The organism is Plantactinospora siamensis (assembly GCF_042434095.1).
Lineage (GTDB): Bacteria > Actinomycetota > Actinomycetes > Mycobacteriales > Micromonosporaceae > KBS50.
This window is the reverse complement of sequence record NZ_JBHLUE010000034.1, coordinates 26,744-44,072: the sequence shown is the minus strand read 5'-3', so window position 1 is coordinate 44,072 and position 17,329 is coordinate 26,744. Positions and strand designations below refer to the sequence as shown.

Annotated in this window: 13 protein-coding genes; 7 read left to right on the top strand and 6 right to left on the bottom strand. The window is 68.9% G+C overall.

The features are described 5' to 3' along the window. Positions 1-30 precede the first annotated feature (30 nt). From ACFFHU_RS29365 to ACFFHU_RS29345, 5 genes are read right to left on the bottom strand one after another with little or no spacing between them, the layout of a single operon-like run. Entirely contained in the window at positions 31-894 is an 864-nt protein-coding gene (locus ACFFHU_RS29365; RefSeq protein ID WP_377343710.1) for an SAM-dependent methyltransferase, read from the bottom strand. Further along, the gene (locus ACFFHU_RS29360; protein WP_377343708.1) at positions 891-1,553 is read right to left on the bottom strand and encodes a GNAT family N-acetyltransferase; all 663 of its coding nucleotides are present in this window, start codon (positions 1,551-1,553) and stop codon (positions 891-893) included. Before ACFFHU_RS29360 ends, ACFFHU_RS29365 begins: the two co-directional genes overlap by 4 nt. Continuing rightward, positions 1,550-3,091, bottom strand: coding sequence for an APC family permease (locus ACFFHU_RS29355; RefSeq protein WP_377343706.1), 1,542 nt, complete (start codon positions 3,089-3,091; stop codon positions 1,550-1,552). Before ACFFHU_RS29355 ends, ACFFHU_RS29360 begins: the two co-directional genes overlap by 4 nt. Positions 3,092-3,138: 47 nt before the next feature. Beyond that, complete coding sequence (locus ACFFHU_RS29350; protein WP_377343705.1) at positions 3,139-3,768, bottom strand: GOLPH3/VPS74 family protein; 630 nt, start codon at positions 3,766-3,768, stop codon at positions 3,139-3,141. 22 nt (positions 3,769-3,790) lie between these two features. Then, positions 3,791-4,015, bottom strand: a complete 225-nt coding sequence (locus ACFFHU_RS29345; RefSeq protein WP_377343703.1) for a hypothetical protein — start codon at positions 4,013-4,015, stop codon at positions 3,791-3,793. A 33-nt stretch (positions 4,016-4,048) separates the two neighbouring features. On the opposite strand from ACFFHU_RS29345, the gene ACFFHU_RS29340 reads away from it, so the two are divergent. The 4 genes from ACFFHU_RS29340 to ACFFHU_RS29325 all read left to right on the top strand — a co-directional run bounded on the left by ACFFHU_RS29340 (position 4,049) and on the right by ACFFHU_RS29325 (position 10,305). Then, on the top strand, positions 4,049-5,407 hold the full coding sequence (locus ACFFHU_RS29340) for an NsdA family TPR-like regulatory protein (protein ID WP_512700663.1): 1,359 nt from the start codon (positions 4,049-4,051) through the stop codon (positions 5,405-5,407). Positions 5,408-5,411: 4 nt separating this feature from the next. Next, entirely contained in the window at positions 5,412-6,122 is a 711-nt protein-coding gene (locus ACFFHU_RS29335) for an SDR family oxidoreductase (protein WP_377343700.1), read from the top strand. Between the two features lie 93 nt (positions 6,123-6,215). Next, complete coding sequence (locus ACFFHU_RS29330; protein ID WP_377343699.1) at positions 6,216-8,075, top strand: Hsp70 family protein; 1,860 nt, start codon at positions 6,216-6,218, stop codon at positions 8,073-8,075. Positions 8,076-8,160: 85 nt separating this feature from the next. Beyond that, positions 8,161-10,305, top strand: a complete 2,145-nt coding sequence (locus tag ACFFHU_RS29325) for an AfsR/SARP family transcriptional regulator (protein ID WP_377343698.1) — start codon at positions 8,161-8,163, stop codon at positions 10,303-10,305. Between the two features lie 130 nt (positions 10,306-10,435). On the opposite strand, the gene ACFFHU_RS29320 is transcribed toward ACFFHU_RS29325, so the two are convergent. Further along, complete coding sequence (locus ACFFHU_RS29320; RefSeq protein WP_377343697.1) at positions 10,436-11,446, bottom strand: abortive infection family protein; 1,011 nt, start codon at positions 11,444-11,446, stop codon at positions 10,436-10,438. 387 nt (positions 11,447-11,833) lie between these two features. Between ACFFHU_RS29320 and ACFFHU_RS29315 the strand changes: the two genes are divergently transcribed. From ACFFHU_RS29315 to ACFFHU_RS29305, 3 genes are all read left to right on the top strand, one after another. Beyond that, positions 11,834-12,598: a hypothetical protein gene (locus ACFFHU_RS29315; protein WP_377343696.1), complete on the top strand. Its 765-nt coding sequence runs from the start codon at positions 11,834-11,836 to the stop codon at positions 12,596-12,598. Positions 12,599-12,998: 400 nt separating this feature from the next. Continuing rightward, the gene (locus ACFFHU_RS29310; RefSeq protein WP_377343694.1) at positions 12,999-16,016 is read left to right on the top strand and encodes a BTAD domain-containing putative transcriptional regulator; all 3,018 of its coding nucleotides are present in this window, start codon (positions 12,999-13,001) and stop codon (positions 16,014-16,016) included. Between the two features lie 146 nt (positions 16,017-16,162). Beyond that, the gene (locus ACFFHU_RS29305) at positions 16,163-17,314 is read left to right on the top strand and encodes a DUF2637 domain-containing protein (protein WP_377343693.1); all 1,152 of its coding nucleotides are present in this window, start codon (positions 16,163-16,165) and stop codon (positions 17,312-17,314) included. The last annotated feature ends 15 nt before the right edge of the window (positions 17,315-17,329 follow it).

The following is a 17,329-nucleotide window of genomic DNA, read 5'->3' as shown; positions in this document are numbered from 1 at the left end:
GGTTGTCCTCCTGTCGGTCCGAAGGTCGAGTTATGGGAGTTGTGCCATCAGGCCGTAGGTAGCGGTCGCCTGCGCGGTGGCGTGCGGCTGGGGCGGCAGGTGGGGGCGCCAGCGTGTGACAGGCACCAGGCCGGGTTGGACCAGGGGTAGTCCTGCGGTGAGTGCGGTGACTTCGGCTCGGGTGCGGGGGCGGATGGCGCCGTGGCCGGTGCCGAGGAGTTCGGTGACCGCCAGGGCTGTGGCGCTGGGGAGTGGGTCGAGCGTGGCGTGGGTCAGCGCCAGGCAGCTACCGGGTGGAAGGGCTTCTTTCAGTCGCTTGAGGATCTCGGCGGGTTGGTCCTGGTCGTGTAAGTAGTGCAGGACGGCGCACAGCAGGACGGCTACCGGCCGGTTCGGATCGAGGATGCTCGTGAGGGCCGGGTTGTTGAGGATGCTGTCTGGGTCGCGGAGGTCGGCGTGCAGGCAGGCGACGGCGCCTTGGGGGCTGCTGCTGGTGCGGGCGCGGGTGTGGGCGATGACCATGGGGTCGTTGTCGACGTAGATCACCCGGGCGGCGGGGGCGATGCGTTGTGCTGTCTCGTGCACGGTGGGGGTTGTGGGGATGCCGCAGCCGATGTCGAGGAGTTGGCGGATGCCGGCCTCGCCGGTCAGGTAGGTGACGGCGCGGTGCACGAAGCGGCGGTTCTCCTTGGCCGCCGTGTGAACGGTGGGAAACGCGGTCGCGATGCGGTCGCCGGAGTGTCGGTCGGCGGCGAAGTGGTCTTTGCCGCCGAGCCAGTAGTCGTATCGCCGGGCGGAGCTGGGTTGGGAGGCGTCCAGCCGATCGGACGTGGACTCCCGGCGCTGGTGGTCGTTTCGACGCCGCGTTGTGGGGGTGGTGAAGGCACTGGTCACGAGGTCCTCGCCTCGGTAGGGGTGGAGGGTCGGGTATCTGGCGCGGTCTCCGCTGATGCGGGTGTGGCTGGTTGGTTGGGTGGGCGCCACATCGGCCAGAACGGCTCCGGGCAGCCGGGAATGCAGAAGGGTTCGCCGTGAGGTTGGTAGCCGTGACGGGTGTATAGGTCCCGGCTGCTGGTGCTGCTGGCTTCGAGGTAGGCGGGCATGCCGGTCTGGTCGAGCAGCCGATGGTGGTGGTTCAGCAGAGCAGTGCCGAGGCCTTGGCGCTGCCGACCGGGCCGTACGGCGAGGAAGGTGAGGTGGTGGTGCGGCCCGTCGGGGTGGTGGGTGTCGAACAGCTCGTCCAAAGCCCGGAAGCGGGAGCTGTAGGGCGCGCACACGGCCTCCAGCCGATGCTGGTACCGGTACGGCGGTGGGAGGGGTGTGCTGCGGTCGAACCACACCGCGGCGCCGCTGCGGTCGTCGAACAGATCCACCGAGCCGTACTGCAGGGCATGGTCGACAAAGATGAGGACGTTCCCGGCCAGGACGTGGGGCCGCTGATGTTCGTCGGGCACCAACCAGGCCGTCTGTGGGAGGTCGGCGAAGGCGCTGGCGATCAGGTCGGCGATGGCACGGGCCTCGCCGGGGCTGGCGGCCACGATCGGTGGGGTCATCGGTGTGCCCGGTTGTTGGCCCAGTGCGGCCGCACGGTGGTGGGTTCCCGGGGGTTGGGCAGGTTGAGGTGGGCGGTGGCGCTTTTGGCCCCGAGTCCGACCGTGGCGTACACGCGCGGGCGCCTGGATCGAAGCGTCAGTCCCCAGCCGATGCCAGCCAGCGCCGCGGCCAGGTAGCTGGTGGGGATCAGCCAGGTGAGGAGATGGCCGGCCGGCAGACCGAGCAGGGTGGGCAGGTTGCTGATGGCCAGCACGACCACCACCAGCAGCAGGACTGTGGCGGTTGCGGGTGCGATGAGTCGCCGCCACCGGCTTTCGCCGCGGGAATCACGGCCGAAGAAGGCAACCACACCAAGGGAGGTGGCGGTGATCAGGACCAGCACACCCAAGCCGCCGCAGGTGCCGGCGTAGAAGAACAACTGCACCAGCGGGTCCAGGCCCAGCGCGGCGTAGGTGATGATCACCGCCAGGCCGATCACGCTCTGCACGATTGAGGCGTTCCTCGGCGACCCGGTACGGCGGGACGTGCGACCCAGGCCGGCGGGAAGGACCTGCTCCCGGCCGAGGGCGAACATGTAGCGGGCAGTCGTGTTGTGGAACGAGATCAACGCGGCGAGGATCGAGGTCACGAACAGCGCGTGCCCGACATCGGCCACTGCCCGACCGAGGTGCGCGGTGGCGAGGTTGAAGATCAGCTCCGGGCCGTCGGCTCGTGACGCGGCCCCGATCTGGTCGGGGCCGGTCGCCACCGTCACCGCCCAGGATGAGAGCGCGTAGAGGGCCGCGATCAGCCCGACCGACAGATATGTCGCGACCGGCACGGTACGGCCGGGGTCGCGGGATTCCTCGCTGAACACCACCGCGGATTCGAAGCCGACGAACCCCAACACCGCGAGCACGAGGATCGCACCCACACCCGAGCCGGCCAGGGCGCCCGGTGAGAGGGTCTGCACGCTCACCTGTCCACCCGCCGGGTGCAGCAGGTCTGCCACGTCATACAGCAGAATGACGGCGACCTCGGTGACCAGCAGCACCGCCAGCACGGTGCCGTTCACCTCCACCCGCAGCAGCCCCAAAGCGGCGGTCACCACCCACGCGGCCACCGCGATCACCCACCACGCCGGCGAGCTGCCGAACCACTGGGCAAGCACCGGTTGAGCGGCGACGCCGACCGCCCCGTAGAGGCCGACCTGCAGCGCGTTGTATGCCAGCAGCGCGACCCACGCACCGCCCACCCCCAGAGGTCGACCGAGGCCGTGGCTGATAAAGGAGTAGAACGCCCCGGCGTTGGCCATGTATCGCGCCATCGCCACATACCCCACGCCGAAAAGCGCCAGCAGCAGGCCAACCAGGACGAACGCCACCGGCATCCCGGTCAGGCCCGTCGTGGCGTACCCGGTGGTCACCACCCCGGCCACCACGGTCAGCGGCGTGGCCGCCGACATCACGAAGAACACCACCGCGGCGACGCCCAGCCGGTCCGCGGCCAGACTGCTCGCAACCGGGCCGGATCGCACCGGTGGGCTGGATAAGGCCATCACAATTCCTCCATCAGATCGCTCGATTCCAGGGACGGTCGGCGGGTTCAGGTGCGGTAGAGCAGGACCGCGTCACCGACCGCGGCCTGGGTATGCACCAGCAGCTCCCGCAGCGGCGGCCACGCCGTGACCACCAGTTGGCTCGCATAGCGACGCGCCGCCACCGGAGCGTCCTGCAACAACTCCCCGTCCAGCCCCGTCGACACCGCCAGACCGGCCAGGAACGCATCCCCGTGATCCATCGGCCGCTGCTCCGACAGCAGCGTCGACAACCGCCACCACGGCAGATAGGCCGCCGTCATGTCCGTCGGCACCCACGTGACGCTCGACCGCAACAACCGACGACCGGTCACCCGCCGCACGTGCCCGGCCCGCCACAACCGCTGCGCCACCCGCTCGTACGCATCCCGACTCAGCACGTCCAACCACACCCGCACTTCCCGGTGCCGCGGCTCAGCCACAAGCTGATCCAGCACGCCGTGAGCGAGCACATCCTCCGGCGGGGTGCGGTCAGTGACACACACAAGCCCATCCCGCAAGGCGATCTTCGGGATCCAGACAAGCTCGGCGAGCAACGCGGCTGCCAACCCCACCCCCATCGCCCGCATGTTCAGCCGTGACCGGCCCGTACTGTCTCGATGGGCCAGCCGGAAGTAGTCATCGGCGAGCGGATGCACCGGGCCTCTCCTCTCGCGTACCTCAAGGCAGCAGCGACAACGAACTGGTGTGGAGATCCGGCCCGCCGCCGTGCATTGCCGTCCACAGCGGCGGGCAGGAGTCGTCAGATGCGTTGATCAACGATCCGTTCGACCGGATACCCACGCTGTAAGGAAACCCCGCATACTGCTGACGGTCGATGGCCACGCTGTTGTCTCGCTGTTGTCTCTTGTCAGAACCGGCCCTTTTCCGCAGGTCGCGAGCCATTCACATTCCATATCTGGCGGTACAGTCACCAGAATGATGGGGGGTGACATGGTCAGATCCTCAGCGACTTACAGCCGACTCTTGGTGCACCCGCTGAGCTACGTTCGTCAGGAGCGGAACTGGACTCACCAAGACCTCGTGGACGTGATCGCGCAGCGGCTCAACACCGCCGCTCGTCGTGAAAAGGCTTGGCGGTGGGAACGATGGGGTGTTGTACCAGATGAGGCAACCCAGCTCGCCCTTGCGGCTGAGTTGGGGGTGGAGCCTCAGCGCGTGCGCGAACAGGGCTGGCCGCACTGGCTACCAACTGGTCCCGGGGTCAATCTCACCGCGCCTTGGACAGCAGACGGAGTTGTTGGACTGCTCGAGGAGACGGCGGGTTCTGCCGTGCTAGACCGACGCGGCTTTTTGATCATGGGGGCCGGCCTCGCCACATCCATCGCGGACCAGTGGTTGGTAGCCGAAGCACCACGGCTGGCGTCGGTCCTTCGAGGTGGACGGCTGGACGACGATCTCGTGAGCTGTTTCGAGCAGCGGGTTCCCGCGCTACGGCAGATGGATGCGAGTCTTGGCGGCGGAAGCGTTCGAGCCTTGGTGGACGCGGAGCTTCGGCTGGTCACCGACTTGCTGGCGAAGAGCTCGTACACCCAAGGCATTGGACAACGCCTCCTCGCAGTCGCGGCAGAGCTGGGCAGGATCGCCGGTTGGGCAAACTTCGACGCCGGCTACCACGCCGCCGCAGAGCGGTACTGGTTCGCCGCGCTCCACGCGGCGCATTCAGCGGATGATCGTGCAGCTGGCGCCAACATCCTCAAGTGCATGAGCCTGCAACGGGTCGACGCCGAGCGACCTCGGGAAGCCCTTGACCTTGCGCGAGCAGCGCTCGCCGGCGCCAAAGGCGCCCCGGCACGCGTACGTGCCATGCTGACCACCCGCCAAGCACGCGCACATGCCGTACTGGGAGATTCGCTCGACTGCGAGCATTTACTGGCCGACGCAGAAAGGGCGATGTCGCGAGCAGACGACGAGCCGACACCGCCATGGGCCGCTTACTTCGACCAAGCCGAGTACTGCGCACAAGTTGCTGCATGCTATTTGCTGCTCCGACGTCACGACACGACGGACTATTGGTTGACCCAAACGCTTGCGCTCCAGCCCAAGGAGCGCAGCCGGGATCGAGCGACATATCTGATCTGGCGTGCAGATGCTGTTCTCAACCTCGGCGATGTGGAACATGCATGCGCTCTCGTCGGTCAAGCGGTTCCCGATATCGCGATCACTCGATCAATCCGGAACCATCGTCGCCTCCTCGACATCCACGGGAGACTGACGGCGTACCATCATCCCGCCGCCCGAGCATTGGACGATCAGGTCCGAGCTATGGTCGCATGATCCCATGACCGACCTTCAGCGCGTCGCCGTAGTCACCGGATCCAACCGGGGTCTTGGCCGGGCCATCGCGCGTAACCTCGCCGAACGGCACGGCCTCCACGTTGTGATCACTGCCCGCTCCGAGGAGACTGCGAATCGGGCCGCTCAAGAACTCATCGACGACGGCCTCAAGGCGTCAGGGCACCAACTCGACGTTACCGACCCTGCAAGCGTCGCGCGGCTAATGGCCGACGTCGGCTACAAGCATGGCCGACTGGATGTTCTGATCAACAACGCGGGTATCGCAATCGACCGCGGCCAGGCGGCCTACGCCGCAGACATGGAGAAAGTGCGCGCCACTCTCGACGCGAACATCATGGGTGCGTGGCGATGCTGCACCGCAGCGATCCCAGAAATGAAGAAGAACCGCTACGGCCGCATTGTCAACGTCACCAGCCACATGGCCACCTTCGCCCAGATGGGGACCGGCAGTGTCGCCTACCGCGTGTCCAAGGCCGGGCTCAACGCGCTTACCTGCATCCTCGCCGCCGAGCTCGCTGAGCACGGGATCTTGGTCAACGCAGCCTCTCCTGGCAAGGTCGACACCCGGCTGGCGTACGGCAAGGCTGACCAGTCCCCCGAGCAGGCAGCCGACGGCTTCGCCTGGCTCGCCACCCTCCCCGACGACGGACCCACAGGCCAACTCTTTTACGGGAAGCATCCATTGCCGTGGTGACGGCGCTCCGCCGAGCGTTCGAACTGGGAACCGCCTGCGTTTGCGGGATCACCGGGCGTGACGTGAGTGAGTCTTTCATGTTTGACTTTGTCGATGGGGTCACCGGAGGCGCGGCTGGGGATCGACTACGGGGCCGTCGACACGACGGCGGTGTTGGTGTTGCCGGATGGCCGGTCGTCGGTGTTGACGTTCGATGGGCTGGCGATGTTGTCCAGCGCCGTGCTGATCAGTCCTGACGGTCAGGTGATCACGGGTCAGCAGGCGTGGCGGGCGGCGCCGGAGTATCCGGACCGGTTCGTTGTCTCACCCGCGGCGGCCGGCACGGAGCAGTTGGACGTGGCCAATCGCCAGATGCCGGTGACGGATCTTGTCGCGGCGACGGCACGACGCGTGGTGGAGGAAGCGGAGCGCGTCGCCAAGGGCCCGGTGCGGGACGTGCGGCTGGTCGTTCCGGCCGGGTGGGGTCCACGACGCCGGACCTGGTTTCGGCAGGCGATGCACCGCGAGGGTCTGGGACAGGCCCAGCTGGTGGAGGCGCCGGTGGCGGTCGCGGAGCAGCTACTGGCCACCGGAACTCAGGTGCTGGTTGGCGGGTTGCTGGTGGTGGTGGATGTCGGCGCCGGGTGTGAGGTGTCGGTCCTGCGGCGGGGTCCGGCCGGGTTCGAGGTGCTGTCCACGCTGCACGACCCGCAGGCCGGTGGACGGGCCGTTGATGAGGCCCTGCTGGCCGCCGTAAACCATGGCACCGGGCAGAGCGGCGCCGGTAGGGATTGGGCGGCGTTGGCCGCGGTGCGGACGGCGAAGGAGGCGTTGTCGCAGCATCCGGCGGTCACCGTGCCGCTGAACGGGTCGATGGTGGTGCTGGGCGCGGACCTGCTGGATCGCGCCGCGGCGCCGATCGTCGCACGGGTGGCGGATTGGACGGTCGAGGCGATCGGGGCGGCGGAAATCGACCCGTCCCAGATCAGCGGCCTGTACTGCGTGGGCGGCGGCGCGAACCTGCCCTTGGTGGAGAAGGCCCTCGCGGAGCGGACCGGCATCGTCCCCCTCACCGTCGCGGATCCCGCCATGGCGGCGGTGCGGGGCGCGGCCGGCGCCGGCACCCCGGACACCTCGGCCGCCGAGGTGATGGACGAGGCAGGAGCCGCCCTGCCGCCGGTGCGGCGGGCTCTGGGCATCGTGCTCCCCGGGCTGGCGTCGTTGGCGATGGCCGCCCAGTTCCTGGCCACCGCCAGCGTGCACTCGGGTGTCGGGTACTGGGTGGTCGCGAATTGGGCTGAGTTGGCCTTAGCTGGTGTGCTGGCGACGGTGGCGTGTCTGGGATCGGGAAGCATCCTGTCCGCGGTGCTGGCGGACCGGGGCGTCACCGTGCCGATGCGGGCACCTGGCGCGCAGGTCGCCATGGGTCTGCTGGCCGCCGCGTCTCTCGGTGTGGCGATCAGCGCGATGTATGCGGTCCTCGCCAGCGCATACCTGGAGATGTCGATCGGCACGTATCTGCGGTGGGCGTTGCTGCCCGTCGCCCCGCTGGCAGTGTTGACGATCCTGGCAGCTGCGGTCGCGGCACGGCAGTGGCGAACCCCGCGCGGCGGCTGGTACGCCAGCTTCGCGGTCCCCACCGCCTCGGTCGCGGCGGCGACCGCCGGCATGCTGCTCATGCAGTACGCCTTCCCCGCGGCGATTTGGGTAGACGCGGACCTGATTCCGCTGCTGGCCGCCCGCGGCGGAGGGGTGTTGATGGGCGCCGCGCTGGTCATGGCGATCACCCGGGCGCCGATCCTGCGGCTGATCGTCGGTCTGCCTGTGGCGGTGGTCTCTGCGGCCGTCTACAGCGAAGCGGCCATGAATTTGCTCGGCGTGGCGTACGCGATAGCGCTGGCCGTTGGCTACGCCGGGCGCCTCTGGGCCGCCGTCGTTCCGATCCCACAATCCCCCGCCAGGCTCCGGCCATGACAGCTACTGATTACGTGGTGGGCCGCAAGGCCGTGGCCATCGGACTCGGCAGTGCGACGCGGCCAGTTCGGTGCGGACGGTAGGCATGCGCTGGCCACAGCACCTCGTTCGCGGGCTGTTGGTCACCATCTTGGTGGCCGTCCCACCGCTGGCCCTGCTCTATTACAGCCCCGTACCGTTGTTTGTGCCGAGCCAGGCTCAGCTGCGGCAGTGGCTTGCCGATCCCGTCACCGACCAGACCCTTCAGTTCGCGTTCACCGCCGCCGCGTGGCTCGTATGGTTCCTCCTGGCCGCCACGATCGTTCTGCGCTTCCTGGCCCGGTTGCAGGCCGGGGCGCGGTGGCTGCGTCGCATCCCGCTACCCACACCGATGCAGGCCACCGCGAGCGGCATGGCCGGCGCGGCGTTCCTTGCCATCCCCGGCGCCAGCAACGCCACCCCCCTTCTTGATGCTCACCAGGGTGGATCCGCCGCCGGGGACATCCTCGACCGATCCACCGTCCAGGACCCGCTGCCGTCCGATCGTGAGGGGGAGGCGAAGGCGCCGGTGGATGGAGTGCCGCTCCCCGGCGGGTGGATACCTGCGCACACCGCTCAGCAGATCGGCGCCGCCGCTACCCTGCTGTGGCTGCGTCGCCGTCGCGCCTACCGCCCCGGAGTCAAGGACCAGCCCGGCGACGCCGACCTGGCTGACCTGCCGGCCACTGTCCGCGCGGTGCAAGCGGCCCTGCCCTCCTTGGCCGCGCAACCCGTCCCAGCCACCCGGCCGGAGACCGGGTGGCTACCCTTATCCCTGCACAACCTGCCGGCGGGCGGTGTGGGACTGACCGGCGCGGGAGCGGAATCGGCCGCCCGCGGCGCCCTGGTCACCGCGCTCCTTGCCGCCCGACCAACCTCGTCACCCCTGCCGCGGATCATCACCACCCGGGGTCTGTTGGCCCGGCTCTTCGGCCCTGATGACGTCGGTGACCTGCCGGGCCTGCTGGTGGCGGCCACCGCCTCCGAGGCCGTAGCCGCCGTGCGGCGTGCCCCGGTGCGGCCGAGTTCGGCGACGGACGTGTCGCCCGATCCCACCGCGGTCCGCGACGGGGATGGTGCGCTGTTGCTCTTGTCCGCTCCCACCGAGCCGGAGATCGCCCGGACGATCGCCGCCGTCTCACGAGCCGGTGCGGACCTCGCCGCTGTGGTGCTGCTCGGCGGGTGGCCATCCGGGACAACATGGCAGGTCGACGCGTCGGGCCACACAGCCGATCCGCGTCGGCCCCACGCGGCCGGCCACCGGCTGTGCGTCCTCGACGCCACCGCGGCGGCCGACCTGTTGACGGTGATCCGGCACACCGCCACGCCAACGCCGGCGACCGAACCGGCTACCGCGGTGTCACGGGCGCGGATTCCCCGCCAGAGCACCCCGGCGTCGCAATCGGGCAGCTCGCAACGCGCTGCACCGCTGCGGCTGCGAATCCTCGGCGAACCCGAACTGCGCCACGGCGAGCAGGTGCTGACAATCCGGCGCAGCGCCGTATGGCAGGTGCTGGTGTTCCTGGCCGTCCACCCCGACGGCGCCACCACCCGCGATCTCGTCACCGCGATCTGGCCGGGCCTGCCCATGCGGACCGTCACCGGCCGGCTCTACACCACCCTCAGCGACCTGCGCACCATCACCCGTACCGCCGCCGCCGTCACCGTCATCGCCCACACAGATGAGCGGTACCGCCTCCTGCGTGAGCACCTGGAGGTTGACCTGTGGCGACTCCGTGACGCCGCCCGGCATGCCGCCACCGCGGTCGAGGACGTGCCCCACGCGTGGCGAGCGGTCATCGACAGCTACACCGGCGACCTGGCTTCCGGCCGCGTCTGGCCATGGATCGACCGACCGCGCGAAGCCACCCGTCGCCTGGTCCTGGACGCCTACGGCCACCTCGCCGACACCGCGCCCGACCCACAGACGGCGTTGGCCTTCCTGCGTCAGTGCGTGAGGATCGACCCCTACAACGACGAGCTTCACCGCCAGGCTGCGCATCTGCTCACCGCGGCCGGTGACTATGCCGCCGCCACCGATCTCGCCAACCAGTACGCCCGACGGCTCACCGACACCGGTCTCGAGCCGGCCGAGCGGCTGCTGGGGGAGCCGCTGCGCGGGCGCAGACGAGTGACAAGCCGGCGTCCGACGACCGGCGACGAAGGCCCCGAAGCCAATCTGGGCCGACCCCATGATCGCGGCCGTCCCTGACGACGAGTGTCGGCGTACCGGTTCCGGTGCAAAGCCAGGCACGCCAAAATGCTCACGATGAGTAATCGGTGGACGTGGGCTGCCGCTCGGGTCGCGGCATGTCCGCGCGTTCGCTAGTGAGGGCTGAGGTTCAGTCCTTGTCCTCAAGCTTTGCAGACTCTCCTGAGTGCAGGAGCTCGTTACAAAGAGCCTGGAACGGCTCCGCGAATCCCGGATGGAGCCGCTCACCTTCGCTCCGCAGGGCTGATACGACATCCGCTGGCTCGACCTTGGTAGAGCCGCGCCATGTGCCAATCCATGGAGCCCCGGTCACGCTCTCGCGAAGAGCTTCGAGCGCGCTTTGCGCCTCCCGCTCCGGAAGCGAGGACAGAAGGGAGACGAACCACGGGGCGTAGAAGCCAGTGAGCCCGACAGAGCCTCCTCCGGTCAAAAGCATTCCCTCCAGGAGCCCGCGCCGATAGTCGATGGGATACTCGTCGTATCCACCCTCCACCGCGGGCTCTACGCCCACCTCGGTTGCATTGCCGAATCCTCCGGCGGACTGCTGGCCGAAGACGACACCAATCCGGTGCTGCACTTCGCTTGGTTGCTGGGCCAGCGCACTCGCCTCAAACTTCTCCTTCAAAACTTTCCGACTCGTACCCGTCTGAACTGAGGCAATGAGTTCGTTCGGGTAGTCGGCGAGCAAGTGCCCGAGTCGCCGCAGGGCCCACCTAGACCACATCAGGGCCGACTCCAGCGAGAGTGTTGCCATCTCCACGACAACATCTGGGACGCGTGCTCGGCCATGTCCCGTCCCATACCCGTTCCGGATCGGCGCGAGGCTTGTTGCAATCGTCTGCGCCGCCTGCGACATGGCGCGAAGATTTTGATCTTGTGAAAGATCGGCTCCCGGCTGGCGTCCGAGTGCCTTCTGTGCAGCCTTCACAATCGGCTGGAAGTCAACGGCGTCGGACACGGCCCCTTCGGCTGCCTCCACCGTCACCTTCGCTACGGTCTCCACCAATTCCTTGGCCTTCCCCACGACGTCCGGCAGGTCATCGAACTCCCAGGCGCGCCGCAGCCTGCTCAGCGCAAGCTCGATGGAATCCCATGCCGGCTGTGCCACGTGCTCCGGTCGAGGCAGCTCAAAGAGATCCACGCAGTCACCGTAGACCCGATCATCGAGGCCGAGTCACCGACCCTCCTCGCAAAGATGAAGGGACCTCCGACAGCATGGTTGCGCGCGTCTCGGCGCGCAGCGGCGGACATCCGTGCGTCCGCGGACACCGACCCGGCCTCAAGGGGCGGAGACCGCATCGCGGCAGATCAGCGCCTCGCTCCTGCTGCTGAGCGGCTCTAAGTTGTGGGCACGTCTCGTAGTGTCGGTCTTCTGACACCCAAGGCGCCAGCCTTCATAGAGAATGTTCCGATGCCGTGGATTGCGGATTCAATTTCGCTACGTTTTGGTGAGGTCTCCGCTACGGCCAACTAAATTTGTCAATTTCATTGGAGCGGAATGCGGCACCCATATCGAACGCTCGTTACTTTGCGCATCACAGTCGTTGCACTCAGTGCTCTCGTATTGGGGCTTATATTCCTCTACCTCGGCGACGTTGACACGCCCTTCTGGTCGCGCCATAAGCCTCTACCGACGCTCCTTGAGAACATGGGTGGCCTGCTGGTGGCTTCAGTATGCCTCGGAATCCTTTGGGAGCTCATTGGTAAGCGGGCGTTTGTTGCGGAGGTTCTGGAAGCGACGCGGGTTGGAGTAGACGTACAACGGGCGGGCCTGAGTCAAGTTGCGGCAAAGTTCCTCGATGTGGACTATAAAGTCCTCTTTCGAAAAGCCGACCGGGTTGACGTATTTGTGGTCCACGGAAACGCATGGCTGAGTAGAAACCGATCTCTCATGGAAGGCGTCGCATCGAAGCCGGGTGCCCTGATTCGGATATTTCTGTCCGATCCGCAGGCGTCGTCTACGATTGAGGTGCTTGCTGAGCAAGTGGAGCTTGATCACAACGCGCTCATTGCCCGGATTGAAAGTTCAAGGCGAGAGTTTGAGAGCCTCCTTACTCCGGGTGGCGCGAAGATTGAAACCTTCTACTACCCCGGAAACCGTACGCATGCCATGTATCGGATAGGCGACTCTGCCGTAATCACATTTTATCCGCACCGACGCGGCAAGACTTCGCAAATTCCGTCGTTAGTGTGCCGTGACGGCGGCGCACTCTACGCCTTTGTGTGCGCGGATTTCAAGGCTATCGAACAGATGTCCCGCCGATGCGGCCCGGATTTGCATACTCAAAAGTAGCCGTGCACTCAACTTAACATAATTAGGTGCATTGTCATCGGCAGTTCGGGACCGCCATCTGATCGGCCAACATGACTGAGTATGGTCGACCGTTGCTGGGCTGGCTCGTCCGCGAGGCAGCGGGCTGCATCCGCAGATGTCGATAGCTGCTGTGTACTTGGGGGCGTACGCGGCTCTGCGCTCGAAGCCGTACGCCGCCAACGAGGGCCGTCTGACCTGCGACTGTGAGGTTCAGTGAGGTCCTGTCAGGTTCTGTGAGGCGCGATTACGGCGCCCGACCCCGCAGACAGCCCTTACGTTCGGCATCACGACTCCGGATGTCCGGGGCCGCTTCCGCGGACGGTGCGCGGTCGACCTGAGGTATCAGCGCCGCCGGTGTGATGCGACAGGCGGGGAGGTAATGATGCGCAAGGCAGTGCCATTGATCGCGGGGACTCTGTCAGCCGCTGTGATGAGTGCGCCGGTAGCGGCGCTGATCCTCGTGGTCCGGCCCGCGGTGCGCATGCCCACGGCTGACGGGGTGACCCACTGGCTGCGCCAACCGCTGTCACCACCGACCCTGGTGCTGACCGCGGTCACCGTCGCTGTCCTGCTGTGGGTCCTGGTGACGGCCACCGTGGTGGGCCACTGTGTCCGGCTCACCGGTCGGCTGTCCCACCGTCTGCCGGCCCTGCATGTGCCGGGACCGGTGCGGACCCTGAACGCCGCGCTGCTGGGCGCGGCGGCTGTCAGCGCCACCGCCGGAGCCGCGTCGGCCCGGCCCGACGGCACCGGCGTGGCCAGCGTCCCGGACGTACCCCACCTCCTGCCACCGCACATCGACCACGCCCCGCTCTATAGGGCGACCGCCCCTCCCGTGAACCGGCAGGTGGAACGTACGGTCACGGTCCGGCGGGGGGACACGTTGTCGTCCATCGCCCAACGGCGCCTCGGCGACCGTGACCGGTGGCCTGCCATCTACGCCCTCAACCGTGGCAAGCACTCGTCGACCGTCGGCGGCGCCCTCACCAACCCGAACCTGATCTACCCCGGCTGGGTACTGAAACTGCCCGACGACGCCACACCTCCGGTCGGGGCGCCCCCGCGACCCCGACGGCCCGTCGGCCCGCCGGCGGGGGGTCCCGAGCAGCCGAGGCCTGGTACCGCATCGCCGGCGCCGACGCGGCCGAACCAGTCCGCGCAGCCACCGTCGGACGCGCCATCCGCGAACCCGGGACGCGCCGAACCGGCCCCGGACGACGGTGCCGACGGCGTGGCATCACCCGCCCCGTCACCGACAGTCTCCGTGCCCACCAACACCTCGGCCTCCGGAGCCTCACAACAGGCCAGTTCCTGCCCCGCGGCGGATGACGGGCGGCGGACAACCGGCCCGCGAACGGACACCTCACCTGGTGTCTCACTCGGCACCGGCAGCTGGGTCGACGCCGGGCTGGTCACCGCGATCCTCGCGGCCGTCGCCCTCGTCTGGGCGCACCGTAGGCGCCGCTACACCCCCCGCCCGCCCACGTCACGGCTGCGGCTGGACGACCCGGGTGTCGAGCCCATGCCGCCGGTGGTCGCCCGGATCCGCCGCGGCTGGCGCCAGCCGGCCCCAGCCCCGCACGCGCAATCGGACGCCCCGCTCGACGAACTCGTCCCACCACCCGACCCTGAGGACCTAGGCCCAGACGGCGACGAGCCGCCTACCAGCCCCACCGGCGGCCGGCAACTGGTCATACCAGCGCTGGCCAGTCCGGTGATCGAGGTGTGGCCGCCCGCCGGCCTGGGATTGACCGGACCGGGTGCCAAAGCGGCGGCCCGAGGCTTCCTGGTGTCCGCCCTGGCCGCGGGCGGACCGGAGTCACCCAACGACCGGAGCTGCGTCGTCATCCCCTCCGGCACCCTGGCCACCCTGCTGGGTGCCGCCGCGGTCACGGTGCCGGACACACCGCGGCTGACCGTCACCGGTGGCCTCACCGACGCCCTGGCATTGTTGGAGGAGCAGATCCTGCTCCGCACCCGGCTGTGTTTCGACCACGAGGTCGACACCATCACCGGACTGCGGGACGCCGATTTCATGGCCGAACCGCTGCCGCCGATGGTGCTCATCGCCGACACCACCGCCGCCCACGAGCGTGCCCGCGTCGCCGCCCTGCTGACCCAGGGCCAGCGCCTCGACATCCATGGCGTCCTGCTCGGCGCCTGGCCCGACGGTGACACCGTCGTCGTCGACCCCGACGGCACCACCACAGCGGCCGGCGGTGAGACCCATCGCCACGGCCGCCACCTCGCCGACGTCGGCCGCCTCACCGTGGTCAAACCGGCCGAGGCAGCCGACCTGCTCAGGGTCCTCGCCGAGTCCCAGACCGGCGAACCACAGCCCCCGGCACCGGCCAGACGTACGCCGAAGGTCACGATTGAACCCCACGACGAGGCCGGCGTGTCGGCCAGCAGCGAACCCGACAGCGGAACCGCCCTGAAGGCGGCGGCTTCGGCGCTCCGTCCTGCCGACACGACCGAAGCGCAGGTGAACCATGCGCCGCCGCCGCCGGCAGCGGCGGACTCGGAGTCCGGCGACAGGTCAGAAGCATCCGCACCAGCCTCACCAGACAAGCACCTGGAGTCCGGCGAGGGCGACCCCGCCCGGTCCTCCGGCGACGGCGACGAGGTGACCGGGCGGGTTACCGTGGAGGTGCTCGGCGACGCTCGCATCGTCGACATCGACACCACCCAGCCCCTGCGGGGCAAATCCCTGGAACTGCTCGTTTACCTCGCGGCGCGCGGCGGCACCGCCAGCCAGGAGGCAATCCTGGAGGACCTTCTCCCCGAAGCGACCGCCAGCAAGGCCCCGCACCGGCTGCACACCTACGTCTACAACCTGCGCCGTGTCCTCAAAAGCACCGGCGGGCCCGCCACCTACCTGTCCCACCCCGACCGGCGGTACATCCTGCACCGCGACGCGGTCGACGCGGACCTGTGGCGGATGAGCGACGCCATCGACGAAGCCAACCGGGCCAGCGACCCCGCCGACCGGGTCGCCGCCCTCTCCCGCGCCGTCGCCGCCTACCAGGGCCCGCTCGCCGCCGGGAAGGGCTACGAGTGGATCGAACCGTACCGGGAGGCCGTGCAGCGGCAGGCCACCGACGCCACCCTCGCCCTGGCCGAGGCGCTCGCAGACCAGCCCGCGCAGGCGATCGGCGTGCTCACCACCGCACTCGGCCACCACCCCTACGCCGAGCCGCTGTACCAGGCAGCCATGCGCGCCCACGCCGCCCTCGACGACGCCGCCGCGATCCGCGACCTGCACCGGCAACTCGCCCGCCACCTCGACGAGATCGACGCTGAGGTCAGCGACGAGACCACCGCTCTGGCCCGCCGACTGGTCGACCGCGTGCAGCGGGCCCGCCGCGTCGGCGCGACCGGCAAGGCCCCGACATGACCGACACTCGCGTCGGCGTGGCCCGCACCAACGGAAGCACCTGGCCACCGCCGATCCCGGCTGCGGCGGCACCCGCCGGCACGATGACTCCGCCGGTCGGCGGGCACCCCGACACGCAACTCGAGCGGGCCGTCCGCCGCGCCGCCGTGGTCCGCGCCGCCTTCTACGGCGTCGTGCTGCTCACCGCCCTCGCTGGCCAGGTCACCGGCGCGACGCAGAAGCTTCACATCCCGCTGCTGGCCGCCATTCCCGCCGTCGGCGCCCTCGAGCTGGGCGGTGTCGTGCTGATGAGCAACGCCGACGTGCGGCGCAGGCTGGGTGAACGCGCCCTTGCCTCCCGGGTCCTGTCGGCCGCGATCGCCGCCGGGGCGGTCGGGTTCAACTGGCTGGCCCACGACGACCATCTGCTCGGCGGGTTCTTCGCCGGCATGTCGGGCCTGGGCTACCTCGTCTGGCTCCTGCACGTGGACAACCAGCGCCGCGATCGGCTGCGGGCCGTCGGCGCCCTCGCGGCGCCCACCCCCGCGTACGAACTGGTCGGCCACTGGCTGCGGCACCCCATCCTCACCCGCCGCGCCCGGTCCATGGCCCGCGCCGACGCGCGCCTCGGCCTGTACGGGTCACTCGACGCGGCACACGCCGCGCTACGCCGTGAGCGGCGCGACGCCGCGATCACGAAGGTCCTACGACGCAAGATCGAAGCGGCGGTCGACCCCGCCACCGCCAGGATCGCCGTGCACGTCTACGACCTCGACGAGATCGCCGCCCGCCTTACCGCGACGGCGGACTACGACGGCCTCACCGACCTCATCGCCGCCGACCTGACCCCGGCCCGCATCGCAGACGGTGTCGACCGGCGGCAGGGGCCGCGTCCCGACGGGCACCCGCGACCGACGGGACAGCCCGGCCACGCCACGCAGCCCCTGACGGCCCACACCGCACGGCGGCGCCCCAAGCGTGCCGAGCCGGAGCCGAGCCCCGAGCGGGACGAGGACCAACGGCCCCCGCACGGCCCGACACCCTCCGGTCCCGAGCCCTCGCAGTCCTTCCGAGAGGACCAGACAACCAGCGACGACGAAGTCACAGACGAAAGCCATGCCGACGCGACGGCACCCGAGCAGGCGGAGCAGACGCCCGGCGTGCCGAGCGAGACCCCTGCCGCCGTCGCCTACTGGCTCGGTATCAACCCGGACATGGGGTACGACGAGATCGCGCGCAGGATCGGCCGGACCGAGCGCACCGTACGCCGTAACCTGCCGCCCGGCCATCGTCGGCGCCGCGGCCGCGATCGAACATGACAGCCTGGGGAGACA

Excerpts from the sequence above, each read along its gene's own strand:
- ACFFHU_RS29345 (WP_377343703.1), bottom strand. The coding sequence starts at position 4,015 with ATGGCTCGCGACCTGCGGAAAAGGGCCGGTTCTGACAAGAGACAACAG.
- ACFFHU_RS29310 (WP_377343694.1), top strand. The coding sequence starts at position 12,999 with ATGATGCGCAAGGCAGTGCCATTGATCGCGGGGACTCTGTCAGCCGCT.
- ACFFHU_RS29360 (WP_377343708.1), bottom strand. The coding sequence starts at position 1,553 with ATGACCCCACCGATCGTGGCCGCCAGCCCCGGCGAGGCCCGTGCCATC.
- ACFFHU_RS29330 (WP_377343699.1), top strand. The coding sequence starts at position 6,216 with ATGGGGTCACCGGAGGCGCGGCTGGGGATCGACTACGGGGCCGTCGAC.
- ACFFHU_RS29340 (WP_512700663.1), top strand. The coding sequence starts at position 4,049 with ATGATGGGGGGTGACATGGTCAGATCCTCAGCGACTTACAGCCGACTC.
- ACFFHU_RS29325 (WP_377343698.1), top strand. The coding sequence starts at position 8,161 with ATGCGCTGGCCACAGCACCTCGTTCGCGGGCTGTTGGTCACCATCTTG.
- ACFFHU_RS29355 (WP_377343706.1), bottom strand. The coding sequence starts at position 3,091 with ATGGCCTTATCCAGCCCACCGGTGCGATCCGGCCCGGTTGCGAGCAGT.
- ACFFHU_RS29335 (WP_377343700.1), top strand. The coding sequence starts at position 5,412 with ATGACCGACCTTCAGCGCGTCGCCGTAGTCACCGGATCCAACCGGGGT.